Annotated in this window: 13 protein-coding genes; 4 read left to right on the top strand and 9 right to left on the bottom strand. The window is 66.5% G+C overall.

What is annotated here, in order from left to right:
• Positions 1–6 precede the first annotated feature (6 nt).
• The 6 genes from IG122_RS12915 to IG122_RS12890 all read right to left on the bottom strand — a co-directional run bounded on the left by IG122_RS12915 (position 7) and on the right by IG122_RS12890 (position 5,189).
• A complete protein-coding gene (locus IG122_RS12915; protein ID WP_226893552.1) occupies positions 7–738 on the bottom strand; it encodes a protein phosphatase CheZ in 732 nt (243 codons plus the stop codon).
• 106 nt (positions 739–844) lie between these two features.
• Entirely contained in the window at positions 845–2,065 is a 1,221-nt protein-coding gene (locus IG122_RS12910) for a DUF4055 domain-containing protein (RefSeq protein ID WP_193184131.1), read from the bottom strand.
• A gap of 36 nt (positions 2,066–2,101) precedes the next feature.
• Positions 2,102–2,815 (bottom strand): hypothetical protein, encoded by a 714-nt coding sequence (locus IG122_RS12905; protein ID WP_193184129.1) that lies wholly within the window; start codon positions 2,813–2,815, stop codon positions 2,102–2,104.
• Positions 2,816–2,878: 63 nt separating this feature from the next.
• Positions 2,879–4,231: a DNA-packaging protein gene (locus IG122_RS12900; RefSeq protein WP_193184127.1), complete on the bottom strand. Its 1,353-nt coding sequence runs from the start codon at positions 4,229–4,231 to the stop codon at positions 2,879–2,881.
• Complete coding sequence (locus tag IG122_RS12895; protein ID WP_193184125.1) at positions 4,113–4,571, bottom strand: terminase; 459 nt, start codon at positions 4,569–4,571, stop codon at positions 4,113–4,115. Before IG122_RS12895 ends, IG122_RS12900 begins: the two co-directional genes overlap by 119 nt.
• A 201-nt stretch (positions 4,572–4,772) precedes the next feature.
• Entirely contained in the window at positions 4,773–5,189 is a 417-nt protein-coding gene (locus tag IG122_RS12890; protein WP_193184124.1) for a DUF6362 family protein, read from the bottom strand.
• 227 nt (positions 5,190–5,416) lie between these two features.
• Here IG122_RS12890 and IG122_RS12885 point away from each other — a divergent pair, with 227 nt between their 5' ends.
• Complete coding sequence (locus tag IG122_RS12885; RefSeq protein WP_193184122.1) at positions 5,417–6,121, top strand: S24 family peptidase; 705 nt, start codon at positions 5,417–5,419, stop codon at positions 6,119–6,121.
• A gap of 69 nt (positions 6,122–6,190) precedes the next feature.
• Positions 6,191–6,601 (top strand): YbaN family protein, encoded by a 411-nt coding sequence (locus IG122_RS12880; RefSeq protein ID WP_193184120.1) that lies wholly within the window; start codon positions 6,191–6,193, stop codon positions 6,599–6,601.
• Between the two features lie 25 nt (positions 6,602–6,626).
• On the opposite strand, the gene IG122_RS12875 is transcribed toward IG122_RS12880, so the two are convergent.
• Complete coding sequence (locus IG122_RS12875) at positions 6,627–7,145, bottom strand: copper chaperone PCu(A)C (protein ID WP_319024879.1); 519 nt, start codon at positions 7,143–7,145, stop codon at positions 6,627–6,629.
• 79 nt (positions 7,146–7,224) lie between these two features.
• Positions 7,225–7,632, bottom strand: a complete 408-nt coding sequence (locus IG122_RS12870; RefSeq protein WP_193184116.1) for a DUF2946 family protein — start codon at positions 7,630–7,632, stop codon at positions 7,225–7,227.
• 70 nt (positions 7,633–7,702) lie between these two features.
• Here IG122_RS12870 and IG122_RS12865 point away from each other — a divergent pair, with 70 nt between their 5' ends.
• Both IG122_RS12865 and IG122_RS12860 read left to right on the top strand, forming a co-directional pair.
• Positions 7,703–9,073 (top strand): class I SAM-dependent RNA methyltransferase, encoded by a 1,371-nt coding sequence (locus tag IG122_RS12865; protein WP_193184114.1) that lies wholly within the window; start codon positions 7,703–7,705, stop codon positions 9,071–9,073.
• Complete coding sequence (locus IG122_RS12860; RefSeq protein WP_193184112.1) at positions 9,070–9,315, top strand: ribbon-helix-helix domain-containing protein; 246 nt, start codon at positions 9,070–9,072, stop codon at positions 9,313–9,315. Before IG122_RS12865 ends, IG122_RS12860 begins: the two co-directional genes overlap by 4 nt.
• On the opposite strand, the gene IG122_RS12855 is transcribed toward IG122_RS12860, so the two are convergent.
• The gene (locus IG122_RS12855; RefSeq protein ID WP_319024878.1) at positions 9,301–12,879 is read right to left on the bottom strand and encodes an AsmA family protein; all 3,579 of its coding nucleotides are present in this window, start codon (positions 12,877–12,879) and stop codon (positions 9,301–9,303) included. The genes IG122_RS12860 and IG122_RS12855 overlap by 15 nt on opposite strands.
• Positions 12,880–13,029: the final 150 nt, after the last annotated feature.

The following is a 13,029-nucleotide window of genomic DNA, read 5'->3' as shown; positions in this document are numbered from 1 at the left end:
TGGCGGTCAGTCGAACATGGCGTCGATTTCGTCCTGCGAGATGGCCTCGCCTTCCTGCATTGGCCCGCTGAGCGTGAGATCCTCGTCCTTGCGGGTGATGTCTTTCGGCAGCGGCATGGTCTGGAATTCGCGGATGTCCCACGTTTCCATCATCGCGTCGACGCGTTCCTCGATGTAGTTGAGGACCTTGATCACCTTGGTGATGCGCTGGCCGGTGAGGTCCTGGAAGTTACAGGATTCGTAGATCGCGGTGATGAAGTCGGCGATCTCGCCGAGCCGCGAGTTCGCGTACTCGTCCTTGGTCACCGACATCAGGTCCGCGATGACTTCCTCAATCTTCTCGGCATTCGACATGATGCCTTCGGTCGCGCTTTCCGTCTGGCGCACGATCTGGCTCAGCTCGGCGGAGGCGGCCTCGAACTTGTCGTCGTTGGAGAGCGGGTGGCGCAGCGCCGCGATCTCGACCTTGGTCGCGGCGATACGGCCGGCGATGTCGGCGATCTCTGTCCGGATCTCCTCGATCTTCTTGTCCTGCACGGAGGCGATCGCATCGGGATCGACCGGCGCACGCCCGTCGATCTTGCGCTCCAGGTTGCGGATCGCCTCCATCACTTCCGAGAGATCCACCTCGGCAGCGGCGACGACAGCGTTGGCATTCGCGTTCGTGCCTTTTTTCACGACCGCATTGGCCGTGCGCTTGGACTCGATGCTGTAAGGCGTTTTCATGAACCTGGGCAAAGCGTCTCTCCTCTGAATCGCCCCACACTTACGCGATCAAAGTTATCAATCGGTAAAGAGCTGTAACGCCGGAATGTTGCGCCCGCAATCCGTCAGACGAGGAAAATCAGATCGTCTCCGGCGACTGCAGGTCCGACGCGTCCTTCTGGTGCAGTTCGACCCGCCCCGCCTCGTCTCGCGGAATATCGAGCCAGTCCGCCATATAGCCGAAAGCGAGGGTCAACCCGTCCTCCACGGCGCGGATCAGGGACAGCAGCGCCGTGCTGTTCTCGGCGGCATCGATGGCGCGGGCCGTGGCGGTGGTCGCGCCGGCGCCGCTGCGCCGTGTCATCAGGTCGAGCCCCATGACGGCCATGCGGTCCTCCAGATCGATCAGATCCTGCCGACCGGCCGCGATCGCCGCGCCGCTATGCTCGACGAAACGCAGGTCGGCGCCATCCCCGTCTCCGGTCACGATCCGGTTCGGACCGAGTTCGAGACCGTCTTCCGGCAGGGTAAGGTTGCGTCCGAAGAGGATCGGGACCCGCGCGACATGCAGGATATGGCGCTGGTCGCTCGCCGATTGCCAGTGGGCGAGATTGAGCCAGGCGAGATCCATCAGCGGCGGGCGGGCGGTCAAGAAGCCGGTGCGGCTGGCATAGATGGTGACCAGCGGAATGCAGCCGAGACTGCTGTCGCCGCTCTCCGTCCGGCGCCAGGGACCGTCGCCGTCCTCGCCGCCGCGGCGCCAGATCTCGTAGCGGCCGGGGAACAACACCCTGATCTGCTGCCGGGTCCGGTCCTCCCAGGCGCCGGAACGCTCGTTGACGCTCTCCCGGATGCGGACCCGGGTGAGCTGGCTGCCGACCCCGTTCTCCTGCCCGCGCCAGCCGATCAGGTCCGGCGCCGGAACATGGACGAGATAGGGCCTCGCCGCATCGCCGCCGTCGTCGCCGAGGCGCGGATGGTCGACGAGAATATGCGTCAGGCCGTCGGTCAGCGCGGCCTGCAGAACGTCGCGGGCAAAGACCGTCAGATTGCGGCCGCCGAGATCGACATCGCCGGCCAGCGCAGTCATTGCCGTTGCTGGTCCGCCGGCAAGGCTCGCCGGCCGGTGGAACGGCTTGCCGACCAAGGTCTGCAGGGTGCGCTGCAATCCGTTGAAGAGCACGCTCCGGCCGAGCCTGATGGCATAGGCCTCGCGGCTCTCGCCGGGTTCCCGCGGCAGCCATTTCTCGCCGCGCAGGCGCATCACCCGGGTCCCGCCGAGCAGGTCGTGAATCAGTTCCCAGTCGGCGGCCATCTCGCGGTAGGCGGCATTCGGGGTCGCGACATCGGCACTCATCATCTCACCTTCCGCGTTTCGGGATCGGGGCAGTCTTCGTCATCGGCCGTCATGGCGGAGCCAGAGCTCGTGACGGCCGGCGATCTCGAACTGTTCGGGCACGAGTTCGGCGAAACGGCCGGCCTCCGTCGAAATCAGGGTCAGGATCGGCCCTGGAATGGACTCTCCGGCGACTTCCGAAGAGGTGAGACGGCCATCCGTGTTCATCCATTTGAGGCCGTGCAGATGAACCCGTACGCGCTCCGGATGCGCCGGCACCGGGCGATCCCGCTGGGGCGCTGGAAAACGGACGACGAAGCGGTGACGGTCGAACACCCGCTCGGCCAGAACGGCCAGGTTGCGGCCGAGCGCCATATCGCCGGCGAAGCCCAGCGTGCGCAGTTTCGCGGTCAACGCGCAGAGCACCCGCATCCCGCCGCGTGGTGGGATATAAAGCGTGGCGGTACCGGCCACGGCGCGCAGCCCGGCGAGGGCCGGCGGTGCGGCTTCGCGCAGGCACTGGAAAGTCACCGAGGCCGGATCGATCATGGCGCGGATATCGCCGAGCGACTCCTCCAGAAGGTCGAAATCCTCCTGGAACCGGCTGATGACGTCGGCCAGTTCGTCGGTAGCGAGACCGTCGACCGGGCCTGCCCAGTAAGCATGGCCAGCCGGATCGCAGATCTGTCCGAGCAGAGCCTGGACAAGAGCGATGTCGTGCGGCTGGCCAATCCCGGGCCCGACGGGTGCGTCGAGGCATGCGATCACACTCATCTCTCATCCCCTTCCATTGGTCCCGGCCATTGTTCCCGGACGATCACCGCCGGCTCCTGTCGCTCAGATCAGGAACTGCTCCGTGCGGGTTCTGTTCCGGTTCAGAAGAAGGTCGCTCAGCGCCCAGACCAGCGCGTCCAGCCGGTCGGGCGAGGATCCGCTCTCCCGTGCGCCGGTAAAGCCGCACATCTGGTCTTCCAGCGCATCGAAGCGGCCGAGATGTTTGACGCGCCCCTGTTCGTAGAGCGCCGCGACCGGCTCGGCCCGGAGCTGCTTGCCGCGGCTCGCCCTGACGAGGCGCAGCGGGGCCGACGGGTCGATGCTGCGCAGTATCTGCTCCACCATGTCTCCACCCTGATTGACCTCGGCCACGATGCGGTCGGCGCGGTGGCGGCGAAAGGCGTCGAGTGCGACGGCCGCCCAGTCGGCGGGCGCGCGGCGTCCCGACAGATCCTCCAGAACGTATCCGGTCTCCCCGGCGCGGGCCGCGACCACGATCCCGGTCTCGTTCGAGGCGGCATGGTGGCTCGCGGCCGGGTCGATGGCGACAACGATGCGGGCGAACTCGGGCGCGTCCGCCGGAGCGATCCGGGCCTGCTCGATCCCGTCGCGCTGCCAGAGCGCGCCTGGAATGTCGGCGAGGAATTCTCCGTCGAGCTCCTGGCGCCCGAGCCTTGTGCCGCCATAGGCCTGTTCCATCGCGGCCAGGAAGCCGGGCGCGAGGTTGAAGCGGTTCTCGGTGCTGCGGCCTCGGGTCAGAACCGTGTCCGCAGCGTCCATGATGCGTTTCAGCCATGCCTTCGGGCGCGGCGTCGTGGTCGCGACACATTGCGGCGCCTGTCCGAGGCGGAGGGCCATCATCAGATTGTCCCAGGCTTCGGGGCGCGGCCAGGCCGCGATCTCGTCCGCCCAGGCGGCGTCGAACTGGTGTCCCCGAACCTGATCAGGGTCGTCGGCGGACAGCAGCGTCGCGATGCAGCCGGACGGCCATGTGAGTCTGCGCTTCGACGGTTCGTAGTGCGGCCGCCTCCAGGGCGGGGCGATCGCCAGCAGGCCGCTTTCGCCCTCGATCATCACGTCCCGGACGTCGCCGGCCGTGGCGCCGATGACGGCGATGCGTCGGCGCGCGCCCGACTCGGCGCCGGCGCGGACCCATTCGGCACCGGTGCGCGTCTTGCCGAAACCGCGACCGGCAAGGATCAGCCAGACCCGCCAGGGCGGCGCGGGCGGGAGCTGCTTCTCCCGTGCCCAAAAGAGCCAGTCATAGAGCAGGATCGCGGCTTCCTCGTCGGAGATCTCATTCAGGATCCGGGTCCGTTCCAGAGCCGTCAGACTGCCGAGCGACGGCCTCGAGCCGGGCCGCGAGCTGCTGCTTTGCGCCTTCGAGCTTGCGTTCGAGATCGTCGGTTCCGGCATCGCGTCCCTCCCTGAAGGTTTCGGGTCTGTGCGCCCGGAGCAGGAACATCAGGAGCGAGTCCGAATATTTGCGGACCGTTCCGCAGATCTTTCCCTGATGGAAACGGGGCTGCTCGATGCCGTCGACCGCCCGGTTGCGGGCTTCCGCCTCGAGCAGGTCGACAGCGGTATCGAGGGCGTCGTCCCAGGCCTCGGCGAATTCGGAATCCTGCCTGCGGATCTGGTAGGCGTGACTGCGGGCGATACGTGCCTTGCGGGCCGCTTCGCTGACATTGCCGGTTTCCGAAAGGGCCTTCAGGAAGAGCCGCTTCTTGCGGGATCGGAGCGCGGATTCGGCCATGTTTTTCACCCATAAAAAAAGCGCTCCCGGGAGTGGTCCCGCAGAGCGCCGACTGTAGGATAGTATTTAGCCGATTTTATAAAGTTTGTAAAGCGGTTTTTTCCGATAGATTTTCGTAATTTAGTATGCAGTCTCGTGCTCTATCTGGAAATATTCCGCAATTTCATATGGTTGATTATACAAATGATCGGAAAAAACCGATCATTCAGGCGTGAAAAATCCCGGTTTGGCCGGCGCGCTTCGAAGTCGTTCACGGATGGCCGTGAGGCCCTGGTCCTCGATCCGGCGCAGGGTGACGTGGCTGCGCCCGTCGATATCCTCCAGTTTTCGCCATGGTATGCCGCAGGCGCGCGCCCAGACGATCTTGCGCTGCTCGGGACTGCAGGCAAACATCCAGTGGAGACTCTCGTCGAGCCGGTCGATCGCCGCCGGACTGGGGGCGGCGGGTCTTGTGCGGCCGGGCGCGGATCCATGCGCCAAGCTGTTCCGGACGACGTCCGGCCAACCCGTCAGACGCGGCTTCGCATAGGCCCGGGGCAGTCGGCGCAGCGTGTCCGCCGCTTCTTTCAGGCACTCCTTGATCCATTTTGGATCGGGCACGTTCTGTGTGACAGTCATAGACTCCCTCCAATAGGATCCCGTGCGCGCGCATCCAGTGCAGGCGTCAAAAAAATTGCAGAGTGGATTGGTTCCGCGCCAAATACGTTCTTGCGTCACGGGATCGGATTTTCCCGGTTAAAAATACCCACTTCACTGACGCGTAGGTTGTTGTATGCCATATGCATTCCGTCTGCAATAGGAAAAAAACTCTTGAACTTCCGATTGAGTAAGCCTAGGCTCCTGTCATGAAACTCGATACCCAGCGCAAGCGCATCCTCGAGCTGGTGGCGCACCGCGACCCGCCGACGGATCTCAAGAAAGCCTCGCTGGCCTGCGGCAAGAACCACGCCTATCTGCATCAGTTCATCAATCGCGGCACGCCGCGCAAACTGCCGGAAGACGTGCGCTATGCGCTGGCCCGCCATCTCGGGGTGGACGAATCCGTGCTGAGGGCCGATCGCGACGCGCTTCCGGCGGTGTCGCGGCCGAACCGGTTCACCCCTTCGCCCTTGGCCGACCAGAGAGGCGGCGCGGGCGTGATCGCCGTGCCGGAAGTCCGGATATCGGCCTCGGCCGGCGGGGGCGCTCACCTGGAACAGGAGCCCGGCGGGACCGACTGGTATTTTGATTCCGGCTGGCTGCGCTACGAGCTGCGCGCCGCGCCGCGCGATCTCAGGATCATCTCGATCGACGGCGATTCCATGGAGCCGGTGCTGCAATCCGGCGACAAGGTGATGATCGATCTCAGCCGGACCGCCCCCTCGCCGCCAGGGATTTTCGTGCTGCATGACGGGATCGGACTGGTCGCCAAGCAGCTCGAGCTTATTCCCAACAGCGAGCCTCCGCGTTTGCTGATCCGCTCCGAGAGCCCGCGCTATCAGAATTACGAGCGGACCCTGGAAGAGGTGAACATCGTCGGCCGTGTGATCTGGTTCGCCCGCCGCCTCTAGCCGGAGCCTTGGCTCTTACTATATCTTAACGGCTTGCCGGCACGATGGTTCGGCAATCTGGAGAGTCGTGTGAGCCGAGAGCCTAAAACCATCTGCGGACCGTTCCGCTACGTGCTGCTCGCCGTCGGCGTGGTCTGCACGGCGGTCGGCATTGCCGGAATCATCCTTCCGGGCCTGCCGGGAACTCTCTTTCTGCTGATCGCGCTCTGGGCCTTTTCCCGCTCTTCGGAGCGCTTCCATCTCTGGCTCTACAACCATCCCCGTTTCGGGCAGGGCCTGCGCGAATGGCACGAATACGGCGTGATTCCGCCGCGCGCCAAGATCGCCGCGGTGACCATGATCGCGGTCACGCTCGGTCTTCTGTGGGGTGTCGTGCTCGAGGACTGGCGAATGGCGGCGGCGACCAGCGCGTTGCTGACGCTGGTCGCGGCCTGGATCGTGACCCGGCCGGGCACGGTCAAGCTGGAAGATCCCGCCTGACGGCACCCGCCCCCTCTCGATCTGCCTAGTTCTTCTTCATGCCATGGCCGGCGCCATGGTTCATCTTCATGCCGGTGCCCGCGCCGGCGCCGACGGACTCGACCGTGATCTCGACCGTGACCTCGCCGGCTTTCTCGAATACCAGCGTCACCGGAAAACTCTCGCCCTCGACCAGCGGCGCCTTGAGGCCGATCATCATGACGTGATAGCTGCCCGGCTCGAGCATGACATGGCCGTTCGCCGGCACCTCGATCGGGCCGCTCGGGCGCATCTTCATGACGCCGTTCTCATGGATGTGCGTGTGCAGCTCGACGCGGTCGGCGACGTCGCCTTTGGCGTCCATCAGCCGGTCCGGCGTGCCGCCCATGTTCATCAGCTTCATGAAGGCGGCGCCGTTCTTCGCCCGGCCCGGGGTCGCGCGTGCCCAGGGATGGTCGATCATGATGTCGCCGGCCTTGAACTCATGGGCGCAGACGGGCGAGAGGCCGCCGAACAGCGGCAGGGTGAGAAGGACGAGCGCGGCGAAGCGCGCGATGTTATTCACGGAAAGATTCATTGCTCTGGCTTTCAATTCTGCGGCGCGGCGGGGCCGCGCGGGTATCGGGCTTGTGTGAACTGGAGCGTCAGAGGGGTGGTGCGCGCGGGAATTCGGACGATACGGTCCGCCGGGCGGGTGCCGATCGCGGCAGCTCGGCGGAGAAGCTCCGAAGAACGCGAAGCGGTTCCGGAGACTGCTCGGCCTCGGGCAGGTAGGTGAAAGAGCCGCCGCAGAGCCGGCAATGGTCGCAGGGATGCGAGGCCGTCTCCGTTCCGCCGCCGGTGCCGTCCGTGGCGTCGAGGCAAAGCGCCGCAAGGTCGGCGGCGAGGCTTCCCGGAAGCGGTTTTCCGAGGCTGGCCGCGGTGCCGAACGAAAAGCCGAACTGCAGGACGAAAGCGAAAAGCCCGATCCATGCCGCAAGGAAGCGCCGCCGGCGGTGGGCCGGGGCGGGCGCGCTCCTCAGTTCGGCAGTTGTCAGATCGGCTCGTGCCATGTCATCACCATTGCGGCGCGCCCGCCGACAAGGGACCGGGCAGCGCACGCGTGAAAAGGATGGGTGCTTTATGGGCCGCGGACGGCAGAGAAGCAAGCGGGGACGCGACGGGCAGCGGCGACGTTTCGCCGCAAACAGCACGGTTCTGGAGCTCGAGATCGAGCGTCTCGGCGGACGCGGCGACGGGCTTGCCGAGGCCGAGATCAAGGTCGGATATGCCGAGGAGACGCGGCCCGTGTTCGTGCCCTTCGCGCTGCCGGGAGAACGGGTCCGGGTGCGGCCGGTCGCTGACCGGGGCGAGGGCGTCGCTTGCGAACTGATCGAACTGGTCCAGCCGTCACCGGAGCGGATCGATCCCGCCTGCGCCCATTTCATGGCCTGCGGCGGATGCGCCGTGCAGCATCTCTCGGACGCGGCCTATCGCGGCTGGAAGCGGGATCAGGTGGTCCAGCATCTGCGCCGGGTCGGGCTCGGAGATGTTCCGGTGGCGGAGCTGCATCCGGCCGCACCGAGAACCCGGCGGCGCGCGGATTTCGTGCTGCGTCGGATCGGGGCGAAACTGATCGCCGGCTTCCACGAGCGGGCCAGCAACAGGATCGTCGAGCTTTCCGAATGTCCGGTCCTGCTGCCGGAGATCTTCGCGCTCCTGCAGCCTCTCCGCTCCCTGTTCGAGCCGGTCCTGAAACCGGGCGAGGGCGTCGATTGCGTCGTCAATGCGCTCGATAACGGGCTCGACCTGCTGCTCCGGCTGCCGGCCCATCCGGGCCTCGGTTTCCGCGAGAGCCTGGCCGCCTTCGCCGAAACCCGCGACCTCGCCCGGATTTCCTATCTTGCCGGCGACGAAACCCTGACCGACGCGGTGCCGCTGGCGGAACGCCGGCGGCCGGAAATCCGCTTCGGGGGCACGCCCGTAACGCCTCCGCCCGGCGCTTTTCTGCAGGCGACGCGGGACGGCGAGGCGGCAATCCAGAATTGCGTCCGCGAGGGTGTCGGGGAGGCCCGCACGGTGCTGGACCTCTATGCCGGCTGCGGCACGCTATGCCTGTCGCTCGAGGACGCGGCAGAGCGCGTCGCGGTTGAAGGCGACGACAGTCTGCTGGCGGCGATCCGTTCCGGGGCCGACGCGGCGGGGCTCGGCACGCGCCTCCGGACCGAACGCCGGGACCTGACGCAGCGCCCGTTCGCGGGCAAGGAGCTGGAACGCTTCGAGGCCGTGGTTCTCGATCCGCCGCGCGCCGGCGCACGCGAACAGTGCGTGGCCCTTGCCGCATCCGCAGTGCCGCGCGTGGTCTATGTCTCCTGCAATCCCGCGACCTTCGCCCGCGATGCGCGGGCGCTGGCCGATGGCGGCTATAACGTTACCGGGGTCACGCCGATCGATCAGTTCCTCTGGACTCCGCATGTCGAACTCGTCGCTACCTTCGAGCGGACGGGGCGATGAGTGACGGCGACCCGACCCGACTTCGCAAACGCACGGTCACGGTCTCCGGGCACCAGACCTCGATCTCGCTCGAGGAAGCCTTCTGGGAGGCATTGAAGGAGATCGCGCGGCGGCGGGAACTCTCGATCAACGCACTCGTCTCCGAGGTCGATTCCACCCGAAGCGGCAACCTTTCGAGTGCGCTCCGCGTCTTCGTGCTCACCGAACTGCAGCGCGGCGGTCCCGGCTCAATTCCCGAGTAGGCCCTTCAGCACGCCCTGCAAGGCTTTCTCGGGGGTCAGCTTCTCCACCGGCTGGGAGGGTGCCGCCGAGGGCTGTTCGGTTGCGGTTCCCGATCCCTGCTGCTGGGTGCCGCTTCCACCCTTGTTAAACTGACGTAGGATCCCGCGCTCGATCACCCGCTGCAGCACGAAGGCCTGCAGCTTGTTGGCGTCGAGTATCTGGCGTGGATTGTTGAGCGGCCCGACCACGCGCAGGCCGATCGGCGGCGAGTTCGGGTGTTCGCTCAGCCAGAACTGGGTGTTCACGTCCATTTCCTGTGGCGGGAGGTTGACGACTGCCGTGCCGCGGCCCTCGGCGGCCCTGGATTTCAGGGCGATATCCTCGGAACGCAGCACGCCGTCGGTGATCCTGTAGCTGGCGGTCAGGCTCTCGAACGGTGTTGTGCCGCCGCTCATGGCTTTTTGCGCCAGGACGAGGAAATCGACGGAGCGGTCGAGCTGCTTCAGTTGTTCGCTGACGGCGGGCAGGTCGAAGCCTTCTACGGTACCGTTGCGGACCGCCATGTTGCCGGAGCCCTGCAGGCCCGAGACGAGCGCGAACTCGCTGCGGCCGCTGGTCTGCAGCGCCGTCTCATAGTCGAGCGTACCGGTGACCTGCGCGACGTCGGCGGCCGACATCGCCGCTTGCCGGACGTCCGCGTTCTTGATCTTGAGCGTCATCTCCGCCGACGGCGTGGCTGCATGGCGGAGGTTCGCGGTTCCGTCCACGGTGCCGCCAAAGAGGCCGGAGGTCAGGCGCGAGACGGTGAGGGCACCATTCTCCAGCGTCGCGGCGAGATCGAGATTGTCGAATAGATAGGCGCCGTACTGGACCTGCTTCGCCTTCAGCGAGACATCCGCATCCGCGGCCAGCAGGCCGGAGGTGTCGATCGTCTCGCGGGACCAGGCGCGGGCGCCGCTCTTCACCGGGACGGCCGGAGCGACGCCGCCGCTCGGACGCGCGGCCCCCTTCGGCAGCCAGGGATCGATGGCGACGGCACCGGTTTCGGCAGCAAGCGTCAGTTTCGGGCGAGGTTCCTTCAGCGCCAGGGTCGCGTTGCCGGTGAGGGACAGCGGGCCGGCGCCGAGCTTCAGGCCGTTGATGGCGAGGTTCTCGGTGGTTCCTTCGAGCCGGGTTTCCACTTTGACCGGGCCGAGATCCCTTTTCTCCGGCGTGTATCCGGGGGCGAAGCTCCGGATCAGGGCGACCACGTCGGGATGGGTATAGCGGGTATCGAGCGCAAGTTTCGGCATGGCGCCGCTGGTGTCCACGGTTCCTTTCACGCCGAGTTGCCCGCCGTCGAGGTCCATTGTCGCGTCGACAGCGAGGGCGCCGCTCTGGGCGCTGACCAGGGTGGCGGCGAGTGCGAGGGATCCGAGCGACATGTCCGCGGGCAAGGCGCCCGGCGACAGTGTCTCCGCCATCCGTTTCACGTCCGGATGCTGCAATTTCAGAGCGAGATCGAGGCCGAGCGGCCGGGCCAGCGGCTGGAGGATGCCCTTCACCGAGGCGCTTCCGCCGATGGCATTTGCCGTGGCGTCGACAGTCAGGGCGGAGAAATCGCCGAGAATGCTCCCGGCCAGCTTCACCGCGCCGACGCGCTGGATGGTTTCGTTTGGCTCGATGCCACCGAGCCGCGCGAGGCGGGCGGCGGATTTCGCGTCGATCTCGAAGTCGAGCCTGGTATTGGGATCGGCGACCGACCCCGCGAGCGAGCCGCTCAGATTGACCCGCGCGCCGCCAAGATCGGCGATCGACAGCTTGCGCAGATTGAGCGCGCCGTTCTGGATCGTCGCGTCGATCTTGCCGTTGAGGATCGCGGTCTGGCGGACCAGAAGCTCGTCGAAATTGACCACGATATTGGCATCGAAGGTATTGAGGGCGACGGCGACCTGCTGCATCGGGGTGGGGCCGGCGGAGGCCGGCTTGGCGCTGCCGTCCGCCGCGGAGCCGTTCCCGGAGGTCTCGGGCGGCAGATAGGCGTCGAGATTGAGCTTGCCGAGATTGAGCGCGAGGCCGAAAGCCGGTCGCTCGCGCAGCAGCAGGGTCAGGCCGCCGCGGATCTGGGTGGTGTCGAGATCCATGATCCAGTTGGTGAGCTGGACCTGTTCCGGCGTCGCGGCGATGTCGGCGCCGAGACTGCCCTTGCGCAGCCGGTCGGGGGCGACGGCGTCGAGCTCCGCGCCGAGCCACGTCAGGGCGCCGCGCAGATTGTCGGAGACGAAATCCGCCCGACCGGCGAATTGCGGCTTTCCGCCGACGCTTTCGAGTGTGCCGGATACCGTCAGATCCGAGCCGCCGGGCATCTGCGCGCTCAGCACTTTCAGCACGAGGACCCGGCTCGCCAAAGCGACTTCCAATCTCGGCTGGCGGACCACGCCGTCGCGGAAATCCATGGCGTCGGCGGACAGCGTCAGGGCGGCTTCGATCCCCTCCGGAAGGGCGAACGGAGTCGCGGCGGCGGCCGGTGCCGCGGGCGCCCCCGGAGCGGGAGACGGTGCTGTTGCATCTCCGAACGAGGCGATCAACTGGTCGAGGGAGAAGCGGTCAAGCGCGAGCGTCGCGTCGACGGCGAGCGGGGCGCCCAGCTCGGCCGTGATCTTGCCTTTGGCGGTGAGGCCCGCGGCCGAGAGGGTCAGGTCGCTGGCGGCAATCTGCGTCTGATCGCCCTCCAGTTTCGCGGCGAGCTTGAACGGTCCCTTGAGGGCCGGGGGAACCGAACCCTTGGCAACACCGAGCGGCGCGAGCGCGTCGACCGCGCCCGCCAGATCGCCGCCGGACGCCGATACCGTGCCGGCGAGGCGGGGTTTGTCACCGAGCACGATTGTGCCGCCGAAGGAGGCCTCCGCGGCCTTCCCGCCGATGGAGAGCACGGTTTCCAGTACCGTCGCCCGCCCGGCATCGATGCGGCCGGTGGCGGCGGATATTGAGAGAGGAAGGCCCTGATAGGCGAGGCCGGCCGTCAGCTTGAAGGGACCGTCCAGGCTATCCGCGCTGAGCGTCGCGTCGAGCCCGGTGACGATATGCTCCTTGCCGCTCGCATGATCGAGAAAGCTCACCTGCCCGTTGACGATTTCGGCACCGTCGAGGGTGAAATCGAGAGCGCTGCCGCCGGCACGTGCCGTTCCCGCATCCGCCTGGGACGCCGTTTCCGTCCCGGTCGCGAACGTCCAGTTGTTGCCGCCGTCGGCGAACTGCTCGAGCCGGATGACCGGATCCTTCAGGGTGACGGAGGCAACCTTGATCTTGCCGCTCAGCAGCGGCGCCAGGGCGACATGGATCTGCAGCGCGCCGACCGAGACGAAGGTGTCGCCGGTTCCGCCCTCGGCATTGGCGAGGCGCAGCTTCTCCACCGAGAGGCGCGGCGCCGGAAGGACCTGGAAGCCGATGTCGCCGTCGATTTCGAGCTTGCGGCCGGTCTGGTCCTCGACCGCCTTGGTGATCTCGGCCTTGTAGCTGTTCCAGTCGACGAAACTCGGCCCGACGAGAACGACGACGCCGAGCACGACCACCAGCGCCAGGATCGCGAGAACCAGTTTCTTCACCATTGCCTCCATTCGGTGCCGCACGCACGGAGCCACCCGCGGTCCGGTAGAGTGCGGCACCAATATGGCCGCATTTGGATCTCCAATCTATATGGCGCGGGCCAAGGCACAAGTCACCTCATCGACATGGTGGCGGGGCGCGCAGGATCG

The sequence above is a fragment of the Nisaea sediminum genome (assembly GCF_014904705.1).
GTDB classification, from domain to species: domain Bacteria; phylum Pseudomonadota; class Alphaproteobacteria; order Thalassobaculales; family Thalassobaculaceae; genus Nisaea; species Nisaea sediminum.
This window is presented reverse-complemented; position numbering and strand designations above follow the sequence as displayed.